Genomic DNA, 23,476 nt, shown 5'->3' on the forward strand with positions numbered 1-23,476 from the left:
TTAGTCTTGATTAAAAATTACTTTTGATATATAGAGTTCATTCCCTTGAACAATTGTACTAGAAGGTTGTCCGCAGTCACAGACAAATCGATGAAAATGAACCGGGAAATTTTTCTGACAATGTTCACAATATGCAATGATATCGTTGACCACGACCTCCATTTCCATATCTTGGTATTGCGTATTTTCAGCAATAAAAGCATCAAATGCATTTTGGATCAATACAGGCTGGATGTTGGACAACAATCCTGCTGTAACTTGAATTTTTTGAATATCATCCACCCTAGCCTCATAATGCGAGGTCAAAGTATCAAAAATATCCTTTACTATACTTAGCTCGTGCATTGGTATATTTTAAGAAATAAATAAATTTAGAAAAGAAATGAAAGCTTTCTTTGCCTGTATGATGTGAAGAAAAGCGTATGCTTTAGCATGGAATTTTGATTTGCTCAAACAGCAAAAATCGAGCTATGGGTATAGGCTCTAGATCTAGGGTATGTTCATACCGATAATCTTTCTGTTGCGGGGATGGCAGTAGTTCATGCCAAAGCAAATCAACCGTAACCAACCAACGATCCATCAACCAATCTTGTGCCACTTCCACGTCCATTTCGGCAACAATGGATTGAAGCGATGGGTGGAGCGAAGAAAATTGACTATGATCGTTTGAAAAATGGATGATGCGCAAATGGTCCGCATGTTTTGACGTATTTTTGGAGGATAAAAACTGGGATTCGACACTATCACTTTTCAGTACAAGACTGTTTGCATTTAAATTCTTAAATGATAACAACAGTACTGCAAATAGAAAAATAAAGTGCTTCCACATAGCTTTAACCTAACAAAGTATCAAAGATTCCTTTGAGACCAATACAAAGTTACTACCGATCAAAGAAGAAAAAGTAGCACAAATCTTGAATTTTATTTCACAAAATAGGAAACACCCAAAGAAAATTCCCTAATTCTTTATATATTAAATTAAAATTTGGTTAAGGTGAGATTAAAATGATATTAGAGGTATAAATTGGAGGTTTTGTCTAAGAAAATTAAAACGATCCTTCAGGATAATCTTCATCGTCCATGGCCTATGCCTTCGGGCCCATGGCAGTTCTATCAAGAATGGCTTGATTTACTCTTCTTACATTTTCAGGTCGATTATGAACTGCTCCGATCTTTAGTACCCGAGGAATTATCCATTGATCGATACCAGGGTAGATCTTACGTTTCTTTGGTGGCATTTGAAATGAAAAATATTCGCCCTAGAAATGTTCCTGCGCTTTCGCCGATATCGGATTTTCTTGAAATTAATGTACGCACCTATATCAGTCAAAACGGCAAAAAGGGGGTGTATTTTATAAATATTGAAGCAAGTAAATATTTATCTACATTAGTTGCGAAAAAACTCTCCGATCTTCCTTATGAAAAATCTACTATTGTACGCGACGCTAGAGGTTATAAGAATTATAATAGCGAAAAAGAATTTACCCTAAATAGCATATTTCATATTTCGGAAGCTATTACTTTTAAATCCGAACTTGACATCTGGCTTACGGAACGCTACTGTCTTTATTTGGACAAATCCGATGGGATCTATTGTTTTGAAATCCATCATGCGGAATGGGATTTGTTTGCTGTACAAATGGAAGAATGCCAATTAGACTATAAAATTGGCAGGCTAAATTTAAACCATGAAAATATAGAAAGCATACACTACGCTGCCGGGGTGCAGGTGCTCGCATGGAAAGCATATCAGTTATCATTAGATAGGCGCGGGAGTGATGATAGATCACATCAGAAATAAATAGGGCTCGTACTTAAAAAGATACAAGCCCTAAATATATTATTATAAGTTTTCGACCCAACTGTTCTTGAACGAGACGGTAATTAAATCAAACTATCGATGCAAATCGAAGCGATCTAACTCCATCACTTTAGTCCATGCCTTCACAAAATCTTGTACGAATTTATCTTTTGCATCGGCACTGCCATATATTTCGGCAACAGCTCTCAGTTCAGCGTTCGAGCCAAAAACAAGATCGGCCCGTCCGGCTTCCCATTTTTTAACACCAGATTTACGATCTGATCCTTCAAAAACTTCCCGATCCTGAGAAATAGCTTTCCAAGCTGTTCCCATATCTAATAGATTGACAAAAAAATCATTCGTCAGTTGCCCAGGACGATCTGTCATCACTCCTAATTGGGATCCATCAAAATTTGCTTGAAGAACACGAAGTCCGCCGATTAATACCGTTAATTCTGGAACAGATAGCGTAAGCGATTGTGCTTTATCAATCAATAATGATTCCGTAGACACGGTATAAGCACCTTTGCGATAGTTCCTAAATCCATCCGCAATTGGCTCAAGATAGCCCATGGATTCTACATCCGTCTGCTCCTGTGATGCATCCATACGCCCAGGATGGAACGGTACATTGACCTCATGTCCAGCAGCGCGAGCCGCCCGCTCTATCGCAGCAACACCACCTAAGACAATTAAGTCTGCCAATGAGATCTTCTTTCCGTCCTGTTGTTTTCCATTAAAATCCTGTTGAATTTGCTCCAACGCGGTAAGAACTTTTTGTAATTGCGTTGGATTATTGACTTGCCAATAGCGCTGCGGAGCCAAGCGTATCCGTGCACCATTTGCTCCGCCTCTCATATCCGATCCACGGAAAGTAGAAGCCGAAGCCCAAGCGGTCGTTACGAGCTCGGCAGTGCTGAGCCCCGCGTTCAATAGGGCAGATTTCAATGTGCTAATGTCATCAGCATCGACCAAAGCATGATCGACAGCAGGAATAGGATCTTGCCACAATAGTTCTTCGGCAGGAACCTCGGCACCCAAATAGCGTTCCCGCGGTCCCAAATCACGGTGCGTTAATTTAAACCAGGCGCGAGAAAATGCATCAGCAAATGCATCTTGATCTTCATAAAATTTACGCGAGATCTTTTCATAAATTGGATCAAAACGCAACGTTAAATCGGTCGTCAGCATTGTTGGTCTACGTTTTTTATTCGGATCAAAAGGATCTGGAACATTCGAATCGGCACCTTTGGCTACCCATTGATGCGCTCCCGCAGGACTCTTTGTTAACTCCCATTCATGTTCGAAGAGATTTTTAAAAAAAAGATTTGTCCATTCTGTCGGTTTCTGTGTCCAAATAACCTCCAAACCACTAGTGATCGCATCTGCTCCTACTCCACTGCCATATGTACTTTTCCAACCAAGCCCTTGTTGTTCTATGCCTGCTGCTTCAGGTTCTTTTCCGACATTGTCGGCAGGGCCTGCTCCGTGTGTTTTTCCAAAAGTATGCCCACCTGCAATCAAAGCGACAGTTTCCTCATCGTCCATAGCCATCCGACCAAAAGTATCCCGTATATCTTTTGCAGCAGCGATAGGATCTGGATTTCCATCCGGTCCTTCTGGATTCACATAAATTAACCCCATCTGTACCGCTGCCAACGGTTTTTCAAGATTTCGCGAATGTTGTTTACCATCCGCATCATCATCGGCAGATAATACACCGTGTGACTCCACTACGCCTTCTGAACCATGTGCATAACGAATATCACCGCCTAACCATGTTTTTTCAGACCCCCAATATACATCCAATTCAGGTTCAAATGCATCAACGCGTCCACCGGAATAACCAAAAGTTTTAAAACCCATAGACTCTAAAGCAACATTACCTGTTAAGATCAATAAATCCGCCCAGGAAATATGCTTACCATATTTTTGTTTGATAGGCCACAACAGGCGACGTGCTTTATCCAAACTAACATTATCCGGCCAACTATTCAGTGGTGCAAAACGTTGTTGCCCAGACCCAGCTCCGCCTCGACCATCGCTCACCCGATAGGTTCCTGCACTATGCCAAGCCATCCGGATGAATAATGGTCCATAAAGACCAAAATCAGCAGGCCACCAATCCTGGGAATCGGTCATCAAAGCATGCAAATCTTTTTTTACGGCTTCTAAATCCAATTGTTTAAATGCTTCTGCATAGTCAAAGCCTTCGTCCATTGGATTTGACTTGCTCGCGTGTTGTCTCAATAGATCTACACGAAGTCTATTTGGCCACCAATCCTGATTCTGAGTTCCCCCTCCCGCAACGGCGTTGCGCATAGTACCATTGTGAAATGGGCATTTGCTAATGTCTTTTTCGTTATTGTCCATATGAAAAGAAAGTTTATTTATATAATACCTTAAGTGATCAAATTGTTTGACTCCCACTTTCATAAAATTACACAAATGCGATCCCACTTGTACATCGAATGATTCGATACACTATAACCAAAATCTATATCCATAAAAGACAATTATACAAAATACTGAAAATCATCTTTTAATGAGACTCCAGAAAATAACGATTTTCGGTGTTGCTAAAACAAAAGCCATTCTTTTATTATTCTACAATTAGGTTGAATCAAAAATATTGGCCATGAGTGAACTATCTACATTTTTGGTGAGTGCATTTATAGGCGTGAGTCTGGCGGCAGCCACCGGCTTCCGGATTTTCATGCCCTTATTTTTATTGAGCCTTGGCTGCCGGCTGGAACTGTTCCAAGTTGGCAACGAATTGGCTTGGGCGGGCTCAACGCTTGTTTTAGTAGCAACAAGCGTAGCCATGATTTTAGAAATAGCGGGATACTACATTCCTTTTATTGACAATATATTGGACAGCCTATCCATCCCCTTAGCAACCATAGCAGGTACCTTACTTTTTGCCATACAGTTTACAGATATTTCACCGTTTGTCCGTTGGGCCATGGCAATTATAGCCGGTGGCGGTACTGCAGCAACCATCAGCACGGCCCTGGCAGGCACCCGAGCCGCCTCTTCTATCGGAACGGCAGGTTTTGGTAATTTTATGATTTCGACAATGGAAACCATCGGTTCTACTATTTTGACCATACTTGCCATATTTGTGCCCTTTATGGCCATTATAGTTGTTATAGGCTTGTTCTACTTCTTTTGGCGGTTTGGCAAAGAACAACTGCGTGAAAAACTTAAAAGGTCCTGATCAAGAAAATCTCTGCACTGCCTGGAGATTGGCGATAAATAATACGTAAAACAAAAAAGGACAGCAAAATTCGATGCTGTCCTTTTTCAAAATTAGCGCTTGCACTGATTAAGTTTGCGCACATAAGCAACCTTTACTTTGATGTGCGCCCAGATTATAGACTGGTCTTTACTAATCAATAACAACTTCCTGGGGACGTTTTACCTTCTCAAGATCCTTCGGAAGAATAACGGTCAATACACCATCCTCGAAACTCGCATGCACATTGTCAGTAAGTACTTGTTCATTCAACTGAAACTCACGTTCAAATGGCAGTCCTTCATGCTCTTTATAAATGTAGTCGATACCATTGTCCTGTGTGTTTTCTGTACAAGAAATCTTTAAAATCCCATCATTTATACTGACTTGGAATTGTTCTTTCTTGCGGCCAGCAGCAAAAAGCTGGACTTCGTAAAATTCCGAATTTTCTGCTATATTGGCAGGGATAAACTGTTGCCCTTCTGAACTGTGTTCACCTTCAAAAAAATGCTGTTGAAATTTTTCAAAGCGGTCCTTGAAATGCTGTCCGCAAAATTTATTATGATTTGAATATCCTCTGCTGTAATTATCTCTTTTAAACATGTCTTTAATTTTTAATGTTGAATACTAAGTGTGAATTAATGATCGCCGGATTGCATCCACAGTTGCGATTTTGTAAATATTAATAAACGGGAACTATTGTTGCTCTCTTCGAACGTTGTTGTCCCTTTAAAGGCACAATCGCTACAACTGTGTTATAGTGACGCTGAACATTCGGGTACACTGGAGCCTTATCCATTTTGAATGTATGCCTATCTCTCCTGCGCATTCTTGCTGCGGCAAAGCTTCCTATTCCAAACAGAACTGTTCCAAACAATAAGAGTTTAAAGATCGTCCCAATAATTAAGGTTGCTAATCCTGCTATTGCCGTAAGCACTATCAGGCGTGGCAATATAAATCGAAGTTTATTTTTCATTTGAATACATCTTTTTTAAGGTTTCCGTTAGCACACAGTTTCATCTGCTTAACATTGACCTTCATATTTTTTAATTAACTATTACTTTAGCCGACATCCATTCTGACAGATCATCGCGTTCTGTTATTTCTTTCGGGATATTGACACAAAAAAGGCGCCTTTATAGAAGAAGACGCCCAACAACAGTTTTTACTTTAAAATTTTTATTCTTTTTTTAGAATCCGCATCGTCCGCCAAAACGACGCTTCCATTCCTCACGCAAACGCTCCCTTTCTTCTTCGGAAAGATCCTCTCCTTTTTCCATCTGACGTGGAAAATCCTTTCGAAATCTTCCACCTCCCGGTTTACCAAATCCCCTGCCAAACAGGATTCTTGACAAAACAAAGAGTCCCAGCGCCTGCCAATAGGTAATTGTTTTCAAATTGAAAATGTCAACCATTAACGTATTCCATAAATATTGTAACAACGCTACCAATAAAAAAACACCAACGATAATAGCGACAAACATAAAAGCGAATTTACCCTTCCGCTGCCTTTTTATTCTTCCATTCATAGCTTAATTCTTTAAAATTTTAATTCTTCATACAAACTGCGCAACCGTACTCTCAGATGCTTCACTGCATACCCTTTTCGACTGATGATCGTCTTTAAATTCTCATTTTCCATGACTGCAATTTCTTGAAGTGTTTTGTCTTCCAGTTCATTGAGCATAAAAACCCGACGTTGCTTTTCAGGTAATTCGTCCAATGCTTTCATCAGTTCGTCCCAAAAAATATCCTTAAATAATTTTAGCTCCGGATTATTGGAGTCATCAGCCAAAAGAAACTGACGAATAGGAAATGAACTTTCGCTATCATCGCCGCCATCAATCAGATCATCAAGCGATTCACTTTTCTTTTTTCGATAGCTGTCCGTAATTTTATTGCGTGTAACGGCATAAAGCCAAGCTCCCGCATTTTCCAATTCATCCATATTGGTCAAACGGCTGAATTGATACCATACTTCTTGTAAGATATCCTCTGCATCCTCCGTTTTCTTTACTTTACCCTTAACAAAACGTAGCAGCTGACTTCCATAAGTCTTAACGGTGTCCGTAAATGATCTGGAATTTTTCTCTGCCATATGATTTTGGTATGCAATGTCCATAGCAGCCTAGACGAATCAGCCAAACTTTTACTTTAAATTATTTTCATGGATCTACTTTCTAGCTGACTTCCACCGCATGAGCAACATGACACATTCCTTTTTCGTCGTCTTTCGTATACGCTTTATTTGCATAAATATACTAGATAATCAGCTAATAGGCTATGCTTTCTATACACTTTATGCAATATAAAAAAGTAGTACCATGGTTTAAGACTTCCGGCGCTGCTGAATAACCTTACCTGTATCGGTAATAAAAATATAATGATATGCGGGGAAACGCTGAATCAATTTTTTCCCTTCTTTCTCGCCCAGTACCATGATTGAGGTACTGAGTGCATTTGCGATTTCCGCTGAGGGTCCATAAATCGTCACTGAAGTTAATCCCGTAGCTGGATAACCTGTCACCGGATTTATAATATGTGAATAACGTTTTCCATTAATCTCCGCATATTTCTCATAGCTGCCCGAAGTTGCTACGGCCATTTCATTCAAACGAAGAACTTTGACCATTCGATGGGGTTTGAACGGATTGTTTACGCCCACTTTCCAGGCATCGCTATTGGGTGGGCTTCCCCAAGCCGACAGATCACCGGAAGCATTAACTATACCTGCTTCAATCCCTTTTGCTTTCATTATTTCCCTGCCCCTATCTGCCGCATAGCCTTTCCCAATAGAGCCGAAACCGATCTTCATACCCGGTAACTCCAGAAAAATTGTCGAAGCCGCACTATCGAGGCGAATGTGTTGATAGCCAACTTTCTCGACAGACCTCTTAATCACTTCTTCTGCGGGCATCGAGGTCATGCTGCCATCAAATAGCCAAACTTTATCTAAGGCAACAATACTGATATCAAAAGCACCACCTGAATTTTGAGCATATTGGATTGCACGTTGTGTTAGATCAAACACTTCTCTATCCACCTTAACTGGCTTAATCCCTGCATTGCGGTTCACCGCAGCTATTTGGGTTTGCGGACGCCATTCTGAAATCAGATTTTCTATTCGATCTATTTCGGAGATGACTTCATCGATATGCTGATTTGTAATCGAGCTATCCCGATCTACCAAGCTAATTTCGAAAACAGAGCCCATAAGGGTGACTTGCCGTTTAACCAATACCTGCGAAAAACCCGAAGTAATGGATAGAAAGCAAAACATTAAAAATAGGCCACATTGTTTATTGTTCTTCATGCGATTGATCTAAAAAGGAATTATAAAATCGATCTATACCAAAAGTAGTCTTAGTGATGGGATTTGCTATAGTACCACCAATTTACTAATAACAATCCGTTAAGATCTGTCCATTTTCTTTGTAGACCGCAATAGTTTTGCCGATATGTGCTAAGAGAAGCTCATTTAAAGTATGTTCAACATCATGCTGCATCCGCAATGCACCACAAAGCAATATATAACCTCCTTTTTCAAGCAATTCGACAAAATACGGCGCATCCCGACGAATCAAATCCATGACATATTGTGGATTTTCCTCACGCGAGAAAGCCAGTTCAAGCTGCTGCAGATGCCCTAATTTCAGCTGTTCATCAGCAAAATCCACATAGTGCGCAGTCATTTCATTTCGATGGCGAAAACCAGCATATAAACGTAAAGGAGTCATACTTTCATTTTCTGAAATCATGCCTATAAAAGGTGCTACCCCTGTACCATTCGCAATCAAAGCGACTGCATTAGCGGCTTTCGGAAAATGAAAACTTGGATTAACCATGACACGTGCTTGCAGGGTTTGATTCGGTTCCAATTGATAAAGGAAGCTAGAACCAAATCCATCAGGAAACAATTTCACCACAAGCTGAACCATCCCATCTTTGTAGCCGATCGAATAAAAACGTTCACGTTGATCTTGGGCGGGATAGATTGCCAACAAATCTCCGGATTGCATTTTAACCTTACTCAAAGGTTTCAATAATAACGTAAAAGTTGTATTGGTTGATGAAACAGTAGACTTCGCTATCACTTTGAATTTTGTCAATCCGACGACTTTAGCACTATAAATAGCAGGAGCAGAAGCTAATGCGATATCAGTCTTTTCTGACCAGTGATGTATCCATGAAATAAGTTCATCAACATGCTTATCATTAACGGTATGTAACTCGGTTAGACGAGAAGCCCATACTTGTTTTTCTAACAAATGATCAATTTCGCGCGCATAGGCACAAAAGTCGGGATAGGCTTTCGAACCAAAGCCGAGAACCGAAAATTGTACATCTTGCTTTTGTGGATGGCTGTTGAGCTTTTGTTCAAATTGAAGTGCATTGGAGGGTGCTGTTCCTAGCCCGTATGTTGAGGTAAACAAAAGCAAATGTTTGGCATTTGGAAAGCATTGATATTGGTTCATTCCGAGCAACAACGATTTTTGCCCATCCGCTAAGAGCTGTTTATGGATCTGATTGGCGAAAAACAGCGTGCTTCCATTTTCCGTTCCAAAAAGAATAACAATCTCCGCTTCTTCAGGTTTATATTTATTCTTGATTTTAGTACGCGTGCGCTTGAATGTGATTGCAAAGCCCGTGTAAATAAAGAACACAATATTCAAAGATGCGAGTCCCAATATAATGGCCCATATGATATTGGTCTTGCCCGTATGTAGATCCAAAGAAAACTGTTCGGCCAGTGCTGTAAAGGGATACTTTACTTCTTTATGCAAGCTTCCATTCAACTGATTTATGGTCAATTCCCGATCGCGAAGCTTCAATATAAAAAACTCATCAGGATCGTCTTCCATAAACGGAAACTCCAACGTCTTCAAATCGACAAGTTTTGTATTTTGGAATATCGAAAATTTCGCTACCTCCAATTGGACATCTTCCTTCATCTTATTGGGATATTCAATTGTTTGGTTCGGCTTTTTTAAGATTTCAATACGCACCAGGAATAAATAGGTACCTGTTAGGGCCAATATCAAAATTGGTATCAAAAATAAACGTCCTGAAACAACATGAAAATACTGTGCGAAAAAGTCCCGGTTGATTTTGGCAAAGAAATGTCGAACGCCCTGTTGACGCTTGACAATCAGAATAATTCCTGAAATAGTAATAAGAAACAACAGAAATGAAACCACACCAATAATCACCCTGCCGGTCACTTTAAGAAAGAGTGAGCGGTGTAAAGCTGTCACCCATTGAACAAATTGGGACTTATTCAATTGGGGGCCAAGCAGACGCCCCGTATTCGGATCGATATAACCTTTCACGGTGTTGCCATCTGCGTCTATAGCGTCAATACTCACGAATTGATTGTGATCTACCGATATCGCTATGATTTCAGGATAAACCTTGCGCAAAGCTGTTACTGACTGCGCAAGGTTTAATGTTTCAATATGTTCAACCCGATAAGGCGGAATTTTTTCGTTGACGGCGTCAATGGCCAATATTACGCCAGTTATCGATAATAAAAGTAAAAAGATAGAAGAAACAATAGCTAAGGCTAAATGTGCATACCTCCAAATAGATACCAGCATTTTTACCCCTTTTCTTATTGTACTTTATTTAACTTAACAAGTTTGATATATCCCTTGCCATTAGCTTTTTCAGTGATAGCTTCCTTTGTCAAAGCAATTTCAACATCAGCAGTATGGTATTTTTGTTCCTCTACAGCAGATTCAAAACGGAGTTTATACCCTTTGTTAAACTTCGTTTCATCAATATCCAATGTCCGCATGGCACGGTCACCGCCACCAACTGACGCACCCGTCACCGCATTTAGCTTTTCCTTGGTTTTATTTTGGAACTTGTACCATTCCTTGATTGTATTATACCATTGTTTATCAGATCCCAATACGGCGAGTGTTTTTTCGTAAGCTCCACTAGGATTAATCAGTGAAATCACCACGTAGGCTTTCTCACCTTCATAGGCATTCATTTGGATCATACACTTATATTTAGCTGCCTGTGCGAAAGAGCTTAAGGCCGCCATCGAAAATAAAAGAGTGGCTATCGTTGTTTTAACTATGTTATTCATCTTCAATTGTATCTAATTTTATTTCAAAAAGTCAAGCTGCACATTGGATTTAGACAAGAAATCGTTCTCTTTCGCCAAATCATAAGCCGTTTCATCGAATTCTGTTTTCAATTCCTTTTTTGCACCAAGCGAAACCAATGTTTTTAGTAAGGAATCGTCTTTCGCTAGGAGAGCTGCCTTGTGTAATGCAGTTGTTCCCTCTTTATCCTGTGCATTAATATCTACGCCAAGTTCGCTGGCCTTCTGGATAAGCTTCACATTCTCTTTGGCTACCGCCAGATGATACAATGTACTACCATTTTTTTGTGGAGCAACAACATCCAATCCGTTCGTCTTAAGGATAGTTAATTTTTCTTTAAACTCATCTCCTTGTGACACATTTCCCTGGCCACCTGGTCTGCCCCCCTGTGGCAATTCTTTGTAAGAATTAAACCAATAGAAAGCTAAGTTATTACCCTCCTTATCCAATACCTTGGTATCGGCTCCATTTTTAATCAATGCTGCAGCTACTTCCGGAGTTCCATTCGCTATTGCTTTAGTCAATGCAGACTCGCCTTTTTCATTTACTGCATTTACGTTCTTCGCTTTAGTAAGCAGCAGCTCGACCAATTTAGCATCCTTACCACTAGCAGCCACCATAAGCGCTGTATTTCCTTCGTTGTCCGCTTTTGCGACATCTACACCTTTATCCAAAAAATAATTGATCACGGCCATATCTGGTCTGCGAACTAAAGCATGTAGCACTGTCGCTCCTTCTTTATTTATAGCCTTGGGATCCAATTTAAACTTTTCAACCAAATAGGTATAAACCGACAAACCATTCGATGCTTGTCTAGAACCCTGAGTCGCAAAAAATAACGCATTATTGGTTGGTTTTACGCCACGGGCGATGAATTTCTCCATTAGCTCGGTATTTCCAAGTTTAGCCGCATAATCCGTCACTGTACGGCCCGACTCGTCTTTATCTTGAATAGATAATCCTTTTTTTATGAAATAATCCGTCAATGCAAGGTCCTTGTCTGCAGACGCTGCAAGCATCATTAATGTAGCACCACCTTCATATTTTTGTTTGGGATTCACACCCGCTTTAAACAAAGCATCATAGACGGCAGTATTTGTATTTCCTGTCGAAGCTGCATAAGCAATAATTGGGTAACCATGGCTATCTTGGTAATTGACATCCGATCCTTTTGCAATTAAAAACTCGACAAGCTCCGCATTTCCACTTGACGCTGCCCAGTGTAAATAACTACGGCTGTGATGCGTCTTCTTCGTTACACTATTCCCTTCTTGTTCGATCATAAACTTGACAACATCCGTCGGAGCGCCATTTAATATCGCCATTGTGACTGGATCAAAGGATGCCGCATTAGGCTGAGAAGGGCTATTTCCTTTGCTGATTTCTTCTTTAACAATTGTCAAGGTAGGTTTACCTTTCCAAAACTCGCCGTTCATTAACGAATTTGTTTGCGCCTGTGCATAAGTTGCAGCGAATAATAAAGCTGCTAAAAGTGTCTTTTTCATCCTTTTATTTGTCTTTTGAAGTTGATGAAGTAACATGGCCTATTCATTCCCTACTCAATTATTCAGCAAATTGAGCTTCAGTCATACGATAACTTGGGTCGAAATACATCGTGCAGGTTTCATCAGAATATAAGTGTAAATGCGTATATTTTAAGAACATGGGAGCTTTCCGAATTCGATTTTTTACAACAATTTCTGCATACAGACAAGCCCATGTTTAAAATAGAACAACTACTTTATTTAAATTAATTCTAAATTAATGCAAATCTAAAAAATATTCCCAAACCACAAAATTTAATCGTGCTAATTTTCATTGATCAACTGCCCTTAAAGCCTTTCGGTCTCATTCGAACAAAATCGGAAAGAAGATTGTTAAACTTGCAAATGCACTAAAATTATCTTAGTTTACTTAAAATAAAGCGGTATAATGAGCAAGGTAGCATCCAATTTTTATACAATCAGCGCGACGACTGAAAATGAACATAAAACTTTCTATCGTTTGTATGTACCCGACGACAATCAGATAGTGGCAACAATACTCCTGGTACATGGCATGCAGGAGCATGGTGGTCGGTATCAAGAATTAGCCAATTATCTAACGACACAGAATTTTGCGGTTTTAACCTACGATCAATTGGGTCATGGAAAGACAGCTCTAGATGCCGATCAATTGGGGTATTTTAAACAACATGGGGCTAAAGAACAACTCATTGATGACGCCATTACAATGAGTAACTTCTTACGTGAAGCCTATCCACAACTGCCTCAATTTATTTTAGGGCACTCCATGGGATCCTTTGTTACGCGTTGTGTTTTACAAAAAATTGGCAGGCAATTTAAGGGGGCCATTGTCGTAGGGACAGGCCAACGTCAAAAAGGATCCACAGCCTTTCGCCTTTTACTTACTCTTCTCAATAATATTGCTCCCAAAAGAAGAAGTAAATTGATCAATCGTATTTTTGACAAACGCAATAATGCTAGATTTAAGAACGAGCCCAACCAAAATAACAGCAATTGGTTAAGCATAAATCAGGCAAACCGTATTTCATTTTTGGAAGATCCACTTTGCGGAGGATTGTTTACCAACAATGGATTTCATACCGTTTTAGACCTTTCCTTGCAAGCGACAGATATCGAGGCTACCAAGAATATTCCAAAAAATCTACCAATTGTATTTATCAGCGGACAGGATGATCCAATTGGAGATTTTGGAATAGGCGTTGAAAAAAGTGCTGCACAGTTAAGTGCACAGGGGCAAACCGATATAACGCTTAAATTGTATGCAGGTATGCGGCATGAAATTCTTAATGAAGACTGCAAAATGGAGGTATTCCAGTTCATCAGTAACTGGCTTCATCGCCATTTACTTTAGTTTACGACCGTAATATTTCCGAATAGGCTCATCTAAATATTTAAAGACTAATAAAGCTAAAAAAATCAACAACAGCATTCCAATTACAATTATCGCGGCCAGTTGCTTATTCGATGGGTGATGGAGTTCCACGTAGCTCATAAAAATCCAGATAAATGGATAATGAATGATATAGAGTGGATAGGAAGTATCACCTAAGAACTTGCATAACTTCTTGACGCCTCCAAAAACAGGCTGCCCTCCTATCCCCAGCATGAGTAATAAAGGAAAATAGAAGATAACGACAATAGGATCAATATATTTACCATAAGCTTCAGAAAATGGAATAAAAAATACGGCGGCAAGTAGACCTAGAATACTGAAAAAAGGAAGCTTGTTAGAAATAGTCCAGTTGGATCTAAAAATAAGTAGTCCCATTGAAAACGAAAACCATAAGCGAATTCCGCCAGCCCAAAAATTGTCTGCTCCAAAACCGACAGCTAAATAGCCGGAACGAAATGATTCGGCACATAGCGCTGCTGCACCGAGGAGCACTATTCCCCAAAGAAACTTTTTTGGAATCCGTACCAGGACCAAAGCATAGGCTATATTGGCGATATATTCCCAAAATAGCGACCATGTAGGTGGGTTTAAATGAAAAAGATTAAAATATCGTTCTGGTACAGCGGGATATGGTATCAGCGTTATCCCACTGATGAACATCCCCATCTTTTGCAAGACTGAAAATGAGCCGGCCAAATTACTGAATGGATCGTAAATAAATGCGAATAAACCAATCAATGTACCGATTATAACCAATGGGTGCAATCGCAGCAAACGTAAGAGAAAGAATCTTTTTAGACCAATTGTGACCAACTTCTGATCGTAGGCATAGGCAATTACAAACCCCGATAAACAAAAGAAGAAATCAACGGCTAAATAGCTATGTGGAATAAAACTATTGCGGTAATCCGGTTGCGCAATTTCCATAAAGTGAAACAGTACGACTGCGATTGCGGCCACCCCACGCATGGCGTCAAGAAGTTCAAAATGTTTCTTCGTTTGATGTATCATATTTTTTATCGACAGCGAAAATCAAGACCAACAAAAATCGGCGATCCACTGCTAACTATTGAAAATTCTATTTAATATTAAACGTTGGTGCTGGTTGCCCCTCAACACTGCTGGTCGCCCCTTCAATTTTGGGCCAGTCCTTATCCCAGACAATCTGATCCAAAAATAGCATCCGGCGATTTCCCCCCGTAGCCACACGAGGTTGTTTTGGATCTATACCATGATAGAGTATCCAATCTTTTCCCTTGTCGTCTGCAATAATGCGCGAAGTATGGCCCGTCCCCACAAATTTATCATTTCCTTTTAACAACAGTGTTCCACTCCCCCGCTGTGTAAGATTGCGACCTTCCTGATCCACATAGGGTCCTTTCAGATTGCGAGAGCGGCCCACAAGAACATGGTAACTGCTTTTTTCTCCTTCACAACAGGAGCCTTTGGATCCGATAAAGTAATAATATCCCTTTCGTTTATAGATCACCACAGCTTCAAAATCTCCTGCGGCAACTTTAAATTTTTTATTTAAATCAGGTACCGCGGTCCCATTTTCATCGAGTTCAACACCATATGTTCCCTGCGTATTCGCATCACTAAAACTACCCCAGAACAGATAATTCTTCCCATTTTCTGTAAAAAAATAAGGGTCTATTGAATTCGGCACATCGATCTCCTTACTATCAAAAAGTTTACCTTGATCGGTAAAGGGGCCTTCCGGTCTATCTGCTAGGGCTACACCGATACCGGGGTTGGGGTCTCCCCATGTTGAATAGGCATAATATAATATATACTTACCATTTAACCTCACCACATCTGGTGCCCAGATTCCCCCCTCGGCTTTCCAGCTCGGTTTTGAGCTGAAGGCCGTGCCAATCCAAGTCCAATGAGCAAGATCAGCCGATTGTAGAATAGACACCAGACGTTGCCCCTTTCCGTCGCCCCAATTATCGGCTGTCCCGTACGCATAGAACATTTTGCTCTGAGGATCTCTAACGACTGTAGGATCAGCAAGTATAGGCTCGAAAACCGGATTGCTGTAGGTCTTATGCTGAGCCCTAGCATTTGTTATTTGACCCGACTGCTTCACTGAACCTCTAGCGCTTCCACAGGAGCTCAACAGGTTCATTACGGCAACTCCGCCAATCCAATATCTTAACAACATTGCATTCAACATCTTATTATTCTATTTATATTATTTTCTATATCATAGGAAAAGCTATTTTGCTTTTCCCAATTTCTCTTCCAACATTTTGATAAAATAGCCCCCAACAACGGATCTTGCTTTAAATCCAGCTCTCTTAGGACGGTCTGTATACGTCCAATCCGACATGGGAACACGGTCTGTTGTTTCGTTCATAAAACGGTAGACTGGCTTTAAAAATGTCTCAAAGGTAGGCTTATCATCTGCCATGGTCGCCGTCCAAATAATCCAATCGGTTTTGGTATAAGGCTGACGATTGTCCAGGGGAAGTCCGTATTTATTTTGTTTGCCGAGATAGTATTTAATTTCAGTTTCACGGATAGAGGGGTCAAAAATATCCATCTTAAGCAATTTATCCCAGACCATATTATACTTTTGGCTCCAGGTTCCACTTTTATCAAAAGTTAACTTATAGTGATCCCCATCTTCGGCCATCTCTTTCCATTTCATCGCCATTGCTTTTGCTTCGGTCAGATACTTTCTCGCCGTAGTCTCTTCACCAAGCATTTGGGCCAGATAACCGTAAGATGCAATACCTAAAATAGCTTTAATTGATAAGTTGGCATTATGCGCAAAATGGCCTGCAAAATCATCTGTACACAACTGATTTTCTGGGTCAAGACCTTTATCTACTAGGTAATCTACCCAGGTAGATAGCACTTTCCAATGTTTTTTGGCATAAGCTGCATTGCCTTCGACCTTGGCTAAAGCATAAGTTAATATCAGCATATTGCCTGATTCTTCCACGGGCATATCCCCACCGTAGGTTTGGCCATTCGCCAAAGGATAGGTTCCAACGTCATGCGCGGCAAAAGGCTTTGTCCACTTATTGCTTTCACTATAATAAAAAATAGCATTCATTAGTGCTTTTGCCAATTCCGGATTATAGTATAAGAAAATCGGAGCTGAAGGATAGGTTACATCAACCGTTCCTATTGATCCATTGCTGTCATTTTCCTTGGACAGTAAAAGCAGATCACCATTGGGTGCCTTGACAAGTTTATGGGCAGCGATTGCCTGTCTATAGGCCAAGGCACATAATGCGGCATAGTCCTCACCTCCGTTGCGCAAAGCTGTACCCCATAATTCGGCATCAAATTTATCAGCAGCCTTTTTGAGAGCAGTATACTCTTTGTCGGCCAGTTCAAATTGCTTCTCAATGGAACTATTTCCATTGGTATTCCAATAAGGTCGTAAATTTTGTCCAAAATATTGGATGGAATACAGGTCATCATACCCCAATAAGATCTTATCCTGGTAGCTTGATGAGACATCAAAAGTTTGCATCAGTGCCAATTGTTGACCTCCATTTGAAGAAGAGCTATTTTCACTCTTCAGAAAATTAGACCGTAATTGATGGCTACTTCCGACCGCGGACTTTGTCTTTGATTTTGCACCAGCCATATAAAAATACCCCCAATCTATCCGTAGGTCGTCACCTTTCCTTCCTAGAACCTGCTGGCTTTTGCTTCCTGTCTTTACAAACTGGAGATTTCCTGAGACAAAGGAGCTGCTTGCTGCATCTTGAAGTGGAGAATTCAGTGCCCAATTTTGTGCTGCCTCCAAATAAAGTTGTACTTGGTGTTTCTTGCCATCCTTCGCATGGACCATATAGGAAAGATAATTTACGGGTCTAGCCATTAAGTCCAATTTATCCAGAAACATCGGCGCAGTAAATGTAATATTTAAATCGACGGGCCCGCAATTAAACGTGTAATGTGTCTGTGTTGCCTGCACATTGGAAGCGATCTGCTTCGCCTCATTGTCAAATTGAATGCTACCTTCTTTTTCTGTAAAGAGTCCAAAATCAAAATATCCGTTCGCTACCCTATTATAGCAATAACCCGCCAGTATATTTTTTCCTTTTTTCAATGTTTTTACGACATGTTCGGGCAGTTTGACCCGACTATTTTTACCTGTCGAATTACCTGTATTAACAACTTCAATACCGTTGACGTACAAAATAGCGTCATCGTCATGTGTAAATTCTATATATACAGATTTTCCTGTCAGATCCTCAGTCAGTTCAACTTCCCTTCTAATCCAAATTTTAGGTTCCTGCCAATCAGTCTCCACATTGGGTTCTTTGTCCTTGGTACCGAATGGTGCTGCCCCAGTCTTCCATTGCCGTGCATCAAATAAAGGTTTCATCCAGTCAGAAGCGGGTTCGCTGACAACGTAACTTCCCGTCCATGCCGCATGTTCGCCCATCCGTGCCAAAGGCAAGAGTTCCGCTTCTTCTTTACCTAAGAAGCGATAGGATTTCCCATCCACTTTAAGGACACCCAGTAAGGGGAAGGATTTTCCGGTCCAATGTCGTACAACATCCGCATTTAATTCGTTACTATAGGACCAGGCACTTGTATTGGGGTCAATTGTTACTAAAGGATAGGCAGGCGCGCGAAGCTCATTCTTAAGGACTTGTTTTTGTGCAAACGACGATACCGATTGACACACAATAGCCGTTGCAATTAGTAATTTTAATTTCATTGATTTCGTATAAAATAGGTTTAGGTTGACAGGTATACTTTCAGCGATAAATTTAGGCCGCAACCCGAGTTGCGGCCATATAGCTATCAATTATTTGGTAGGTGCATTATAAAGCGCCTGATGTGCAGCTTTCAATTCCGCTTCAGGCATTTTGACAACTTTACGATCATAGGTCATCAAACCATTTGTTTCTACTTCCACATCTGTTGTCTGTGTATAAACAGCGGCAGACAATCCCATAGGAATTAGACGTGTCAAGTCATGGATCAGGCGTTTATAGCGCTCCAATAATTCCGTTTTATTTTTAAAACTTTGGTATCCCCAGTTGTCTTTTTGCTGCCAGGAATGCCCATCGATCGGTAATCCCAGACCACCAAATTCACCCAATGCAAGCACTTGCTTAGCGCCAAACAAATTTGGATCAGGCATGGCTGCGTCCGGATAATTATGAATATCCAAGATATGTCCAGTTTCCATAAAGTTACCACCACTGGCACTATTTACGAGTCTTGAAGGATCATTAGCCATTGTCCATTCCGTTATTTCTTTTGTTTTGAATTGCCCCCAAGCCTCATTAAAAGGTACCCAGATGACAATACTTGGGTAGTTGTGCAATACCTCCATAATGGTTTTCCACTCTTTTCTGTAGTAACCCTCAGATTCCTGCGAACGTACTTTATCCCGATTGCCACCTGATATTTTTCCCGGTTGCATATCCCAATGGTTTCCGCCAAGATCGCCGCTAGGCATATCTTGCCAGACAAGCATACCTATACTATCGCAGTAACGGTACCAGCGCGCCGGTTCTACTTTGATATGTTTACGGATCATATTGAATCCCATTTCCTTTGTTTTAACAACATCAAACTTCAGCGCTTCATCCGTGGGTGCTGTATGTAGACCATCTGGCCACCAGCCTTGATCCAATGGACCATATTGGAAGGTAAACTTATTGTTTAACATTAAACGTTGAACACCATTTTCGTCTTTCTGCATAGCTATTTTCCGCATAGCAAAATAGCTTTTCGCCTGGTCTACGATTTTTCCTTTTCGAATTAGCTGAATTTCCAAATCATAGAGCTTAGGGTTACTCGGCGACCAGGGCTCCAAATTGGGTACCGAAAGATCAAAAGATGTATTGGGTTGTCCTATTTGTTCTTTAATAAGCTTTCCGCCATCCAATGCACGCACCTTTATCTCGTCACCGGCTTGACTTCCTTCTACGGAAGCTTGAAAGGCCAAGACAGCATCATCCAATCGCGGAGTCTGTTTGGTGCTCACTATATAAGTTTGTGGAACACTTTCTAACCAAACGGTCTGCCAAATTCCCGTAACTGGTGTGTACCATATACCATTCGGCTTATTTACCTGTTTACCGCGTGGTTGAGATCCATCATCAGTCGGATCCCATACCCGAATGGCTATTTCCTGTTTTGCTCCTTTTTTTAGAAAGCTTGTCACATCCATCGAAAAAGGATCAAAGCCCCCTTCATGTCTTCCGACCAATTGGTTATTTATATAAACGTCACATTGCCAATCTACCGCGCCAAAATGCAACAGGACTTTATTTTTATTGACAGACTTGTCCAATGTTATGGTATTATTATACCATAAGGCTTTATCTTTTCCGACCTCTTTACCAACACCAGACAATGCCGATTCAATAGCAAAAGGAACAAGGATATTTCCGTCCCATTGACGAGGAATCTCTTTAGTGCCTACTGGAGTGACAGCATATTTCCATAGTCCATTTAAATTCTGCCAGTTATTGGTTCTGGTTAATTGTGGTCTAGGATATTCAGGATGTGGCTTTTGTGCCGTTACTTTCTCGCCCCAAGGAGTTAATATATGTGACCCTGCGGGTTTCCAATCCTGAGCAAAGTTCAATTGTGCTGCCATCATCAAACTGGCAAAAAATAGGGTTTTCTTCATCATAAAAAATCGTTAAGTCATTTATTTATATATCGTATTTACATTATTTCACAGTTGGAAAAGCAGCAATGCGCAAACGTGCTGCCCCCATGGGAATCAGTTCAACTTCCTGCACCTCACCCTTTGTTTCCACAGGACTCAGGGGCAATACGCCCGTTAGTCCATTTTCATCAATTTTCCACCCATCAATACGTTTCGCTTTCACAAGAATCGAAATAGGTACTGCTTCTGCGTCGAAAGGAAATGCATCTTTAGGCCATGGCCTCTTGACTACTTTTAGTTGGTCAATAGCTTGTAGCTGACTTTGTACAAGTCCGTAATTCCAGTCACTTGCAGGAAGGATTTCATAGGATGGCCATTTTGATGGATCTGCAGTCTCCTGCCATTTAGAATCCCCAATTGCCGAAGCCTTACTATCCTTTTTCACATAATTCTCTTTGATTTTGAGTGCATAGGTCAATGGTCCACGCTGGATACTAACTGAATTTTTATTGGCAGTCCATGTTTTCAGATCTATGGTCATCGGTAAGGAAAGTTCGACCTTGTCGCCGTCTTTCCACTGCCGTTGAATCCGAATATATTTTGCACCGGCTTCCACAGCCTGACTTTTACCATTAACCGTTACTTTGGCTTGTTTCACCCAGGCTGGTATACGGAGATAAAAGGGAAAATCAACCGTTTTACCCTGTGTTCCTATTTCAAATCGCAGCGATTCTTCAAACGGATAATTGGATTCTTGTCTGATATGAATGGCTTGATTGTTTCCGACTTTGACGTCAGCTTTTGATGCGGCATAAAGTACTGCCGCAACACCATTATCATTTGTTGCCATATACAGATGCTCCGCATAATATGGCCAGCCCTGACTGTGATTATGTTGACAACAACGTGAACTGAAGGGGTTCATCATTAAAAATGGCCCATTGTTATCAATCCCGGGAGCATGATTATGGCTGTCGCTAATAGTCATATTAGGGCTCGTGATATAGCGTAATGCTTTAAAATCGGCTGTCACAGCGGCTGGATAGGTATTAAAAGCAACTTCTTCCGCATGATCCGCCCAAAAAGGATCGCCTGTTATCCCGAGAAGGATTTCATTGGAAGCCATCTGCTCCACCATTCCACAGGTTTCCACTCCCTGACGGGGATCGGTATATCCCGGACGTGCATTTTCATCGGCACCGAACATGCCGCCCGGAACCTGACCAAATACTTGTCTGACAAAATGAAAATTATCGTAGGTTGCGTTAAGATCTGCAGTCGACTGGCTTTTCAGATAATAGGTTGCTGGCTCTCTAAAGCACTGCGCTACGTTGACATTATGCCAATTGGGCAAATCATCTTTCTGCCGCCAATTGGCTGTATTCCGATGGATTTTATCCGCTAAATCCATCAACCATTCATTACCTTGTGTTCTATTATAGAGCCAATATACGGATAGCAAATTGTCGCCACCACGGCTATTCTCCCAGTAGTCCTTGAGAAAAAAACTATCTGGCAAATTGGCTTGCCATTTAAAATAATTTGTCATCAACGTTAAAACACGTTGGTCACCGCTATATTCATAATAGGACTGCAAACACCATAGCATCAACATATTTCCCCAAAGATCCGGTTTGTTATTACGTAGGATCAATGGTCCAAAGTATCCATCAGGACGCTGGCTTTTTAGCGCTGCTTCTAACCAGATCTTTGACTCCGCTATGATTTTAGGATCTTTCAAGATGTAGCCCAAATTAGCGTAGCCTTTTAACCAATAAGGAACTTCTTCCCAGCCATAATCTCCTTTCCCATCCGTACTTAACCAAGCATTATTTTTTTTGGACAACCAAGCACTAATTTCTCCCAAATGGCCTGTGAGACCATCTTTCTGTAGCTCCAGATACTTCCCAAGCCAACCTTCGGGGACGATACTGCCCACGGGTAATTTTATCAAGGCATTCTGTCTTAAAGGAGCCCTATTATTAACATATTGTGTATTCTTACCGGTTAATGGTAATTGGTCTACAGCTGTTGCTATTCCTGTTTGCGCAGAGGTAGCGAGACCGATGCCCATGAATAGGCTTAAAAAGCTAGTTCTTTTGATCATTGCTATTTTAATTTCTTAGGTGAACTATCGTATAGCGCCTCGGTGATACCGCTTATCTTCAAGCCCACACGCGCATATACTGCAGCACTCTTGGTCAAAATATCTTTGATATCCAACTCCAGGTCGACATGCCCCGTACTAATTCCAGTTTTTTCCATTTTATAGGTATATTGACCCAAATCCACGAATTTTGTATCATTGACCAATAAGGTTGCAAAATCAATCGTTCTTGAAGCATCTATTGTCTTGACCTCAAAAGAAGCTTTTAGCATATTTCCTTGAACATTATAAGTAATATTACTCATGGTATAATAAGGTTTAACTGGGTAGTCGATGCTTGTATTGCCCTGTACATTCACCAGCACTGTATCGGTACTATTCAACCAGGGGCCATTTCCGCTGGTTGCCACCAATTTGTACTGCCCATCAAAGAGCTTTGCAGCAAATGAACCATCCTGCGTCACATACACATTAATAGCAGATCGAAGTGGAAAACCATCTTGCCATAGTTGAAGTGAAACGGACTGATTTGACCCCCTTACTCCCAGAGGTTCTGAATTGTAGGTTACCCGGCCGTTCAGTGTACTTTTAGGTGCATCATAGTTATCTTTGCCACAAGCAAATACACCTACGATCAAACACAAACTGACTATTAATTTACAAAAAAAAGTTTTCATAAGACTAA

At 40.8% G+C, this 23,476-nt stretch carries 20 protein-coding genes; 3 read left to right on the forward strand and 17 right to left on the reverse strand.

Translation table 11 applies throughout. From position 1 onward, the window contains the following. Window positions 1–345: a hydrogenase maturation nickel metallochaperone HypA gene (locus AB1Z56_RS12155; RefSeq protein ID WP_426792140.1), complete on the reverse strand. Its 345-nt coding sequence runs from the start codon at window positions 343–345 to the stop codon at window positions 1–3. Between the two features lie 82 nt (window positions 346–427). Beyond that, the gene (locus AB1Z56_RS12160) at window positions 428–829 is read right to left on the reverse strand and encodes a hypothetical protein (RefSeq protein WP_426792141.1); all 402 of its coding nucleotides are present in this window, start codon (window positions 827–829) and stop codon (window positions 428–430) included. A gap of 204 nt (window positions 830–1,033) precedes the next feature. Here AB1Z56_RS12160 and AB1Z56_RS12165 point away from each other — a divergent pair, with 204 nt between their 5' ends. Next, window positions 1,034–1,801 carry a YqjF family protein gene (locus AB1Z56_RS12165; protein WP_426792142.1) on the forward strand — a complete coding sequence of 256 codons (768 nt, stop codon included), beginning with the start codon at window positions 1,034–1,036 and terminating at the stop codon, window positions 1,799–1,801. Window positions 1,802–1,894: 93 nt separating this feature from the next. On the opposite strand, the gene katG is transcribed toward AB1Z56_RS12165, so the two are convergent. After that, complete coding sequence (katG, locus tag AB1Z56_RS12170) at window positions 1,895–4,174, reverse strand: catalase/peroxidase HPI (protein WP_426792143.1); 2,280 nt, start codon at window positions 4,172–4,174, stop codon at window positions 1,895–1,897. Between the two features lie 265 nt (window positions 4,175–4,439). On the opposite strand from katG, the gene AB1Z56_RS12175 reads away from it, so the two are divergent. Then, complete coding sequence (locus tag AB1Z56_RS12175) at window positions 4,440–5,021, forward strand: DUF4126 domain-containing protein (protein WP_426792144.1); 582 nt, start codon at window positions 4,440–4,442, stop codon at window positions 5,019–5,021. Between the two features lie 171 nt (window positions 5,022–5,192). Here AB1Z56_RS12175 and AB1Z56_RS12180 read toward each other — a convergent pair whose 3' ends face one another. The 8 genes from AB1Z56_RS12180 to AB1Z56_RS12215 form a co-directional block, all read right to left on the reverse strand. Beyond that, window positions 5,193–5,642: an Hsp20/alpha crystallin family protein gene (locus tag AB1Z56_RS12180; RefSeq protein WP_426792145.1), complete on the reverse strand. Its 450-nt coding sequence runs from the start codon at window positions 5,640–5,642 to the stop codon at window positions 5,193–5,195. 79 nt (window positions 5,643–5,721) lie between these two features. Continuing rightward, window positions 5,722–6,015, reverse strand: a complete 294-nt coding sequence (locus AB1Z56_RS12185) for a hypothetical protein (RefSeq protein WP_293906929.1) — start codon at window positions 6,013–6,015, stop codon at window positions 5,722–5,724. Window positions 6,016–6,229: 214 nt separating this feature from the next. Next, window positions 6,230–6,568, reverse strand: coding sequence for a hypothetical protein (locus AB1Z56_RS12190; RefSeq protein ID WP_293906931.1), 339 nt, complete (start codon window positions 6,566–6,568; stop codon window positions 6,230–6,232). Window positions 6,569–6,579: 11 nt separating this feature from the next. Continuing rightward, complete coding sequence (locus AB1Z56_RS12195) at window positions 6,580–7,137, reverse strand: RNA polymerase sigma factor (RefSeq protein ID WP_309363159.1); 558 nt, start codon at window positions 7,135–7,137, stop codon at window positions 6,580–6,582. A 231-nt stretch (window positions 7,138–7,368) separates the two neighbouring features. Beyond that, window positions 7,369–8,352, reverse strand: a complete 984-nt coding sequence (locus AB1Z56_RS12200; protein WP_426792146.1) for an FAD:protein FMN transferase — start codon at window positions 8,350–8,352, stop codon at window positions 7,369–7,371. Between the two features lie 85 nt (window positions 8,353–8,437). Continuing rightward, window positions 8,438–10,636: a PepSY domain-containing protein gene (locus AB1Z56_RS12205; protein ID WP_426792147.1), complete on the reverse strand. Its 2,199-nt coding sequence runs from the start codon at window positions 10,634–10,636 to the stop codon at window positions 8,438–8,440. A 14-nt stretch (window positions 10,637–10,650) separates the two neighbouring features. After that, a complete protein-coding gene (locus AB1Z56_RS12210) occupies window positions 10,651–11,136 on the reverse strand; it encodes a DUF2271 domain-containing protein (protein ID WP_293906939.1) in 486 nt (161 codons plus the stop codon). Between the two features lie 18 nt (window positions 11,137–11,154). Then, on the reverse strand, window positions 11,155–12,660 hold the full coding sequence (locus AB1Z56_RS12215; RefSeq protein ID WP_426792148.1) for an ankyrin repeat domain-containing protein: 1,506 nt from the start codon (window positions 12,658–12,660) through the stop codon (window positions 11,155–11,157). A gap of 427 nt (window positions 12,661–13,087) precedes the next feature. On the opposite strand from AB1Z56_RS12215, the gene AB1Z56_RS12220 reads away from it, so the two are divergent. Continuing rightward, a complete protein-coding gene (locus tag AB1Z56_RS12220; RefSeq protein WP_426792149.1) occupies window positions 13,088–14,032 on the forward strand; it encodes an alpha/beta fold hydrolase in 945 nt (314 codons plus the stop codon). Here the strand turns inward: AB1Z56_RS12220 and AB1Z56_RS12225 are convergent. The 6 genes from AB1Z56_RS12225 to AB1Z56_RS12250 form a co-directional block, all read right to left on the reverse strand. Further along, window positions 14,024–15,085, reverse strand: coding sequence for an acyltransferase family protein (locus tag AB1Z56_RS12225; protein WP_426792150.1), 1,062 nt, complete (start codon window positions 15,083–15,085; stop codon window positions 14,024–14,026). The two genes, AB1Z56_RS12220 and AB1Z56_RS12225, sit on opposite strands and share 9 nt — an antisense overlap. A 67-nt stretch (window positions 15,086–15,152) precedes the next feature. Further along, the gene (locus tag AB1Z56_RS12230) at window positions 15,153–16,241 is read right to left on the reverse strand and encodes a family 43 glycosylhydrolase (protein WP_426792151.1); all 1,089 of its coding nucleotides are present in this window, start codon (window positions 16,239–16,241) and stop codon (window positions 15,153–15,155) included. A 54-nt stretch (window positions 16,242–16,295) separates the two neighbouring features. Further along, window positions 16,296–18,770: a glutaminase domain-containing protein gene (locus AB1Z56_RS12235; RefSeq protein ID WP_426792152.1), complete on the reverse strand. Its 2,475-nt coding sequence runs from the start codon at window positions 18,768–18,770 to the stop codon at window positions 16,296–16,298. 90 nt (window positions 18,771–18,860) lie between these two features. After that, on the reverse strand, window positions 18,861–20,705 hold the full coding sequence (locus AB1Z56_RS12240) for a glycoside hydrolase family 2 protein (RefSeq protein ID WP_426792153.1): 1,845 nt from the start codon (window positions 20,703–20,705) through the stop codon (window positions 18,861–18,863). Between the two features lie 40 nt (window positions 20,706–20,745). Further along, entirely contained in the window at window positions 20,746–22,791 is a 2,046-nt protein-coding gene (locus tag AB1Z56_RS12245; RefSeq protein WP_426792154.1) for a beta-L-arabinofuranosidase domain-containing protein, read from the reverse strand. Window positions 22,792–22,793: 2 nt separating this feature from the next. Continuing rightward, complete coding sequence (locus AB1Z56_RS12250) at window positions 22,794–23,468, reverse strand: DUF3823 domain-containing protein (protein ID WP_313267260.1); 675 nt, start codon at window positions 23,466–23,468, stop codon at window positions 22,794–22,796. Window positions 23,469–23,476 lie beyond the last annotated feature (8 nt).

This window comes from Sphingobacterium sp. WOUb80, from assembly GCF_050058145.1.
GTDB lineage: Bacteria > Bacteroidota > Bacteroidia > Sphingobacteriales > Sphingobacteriaceae > Sphingobacterium.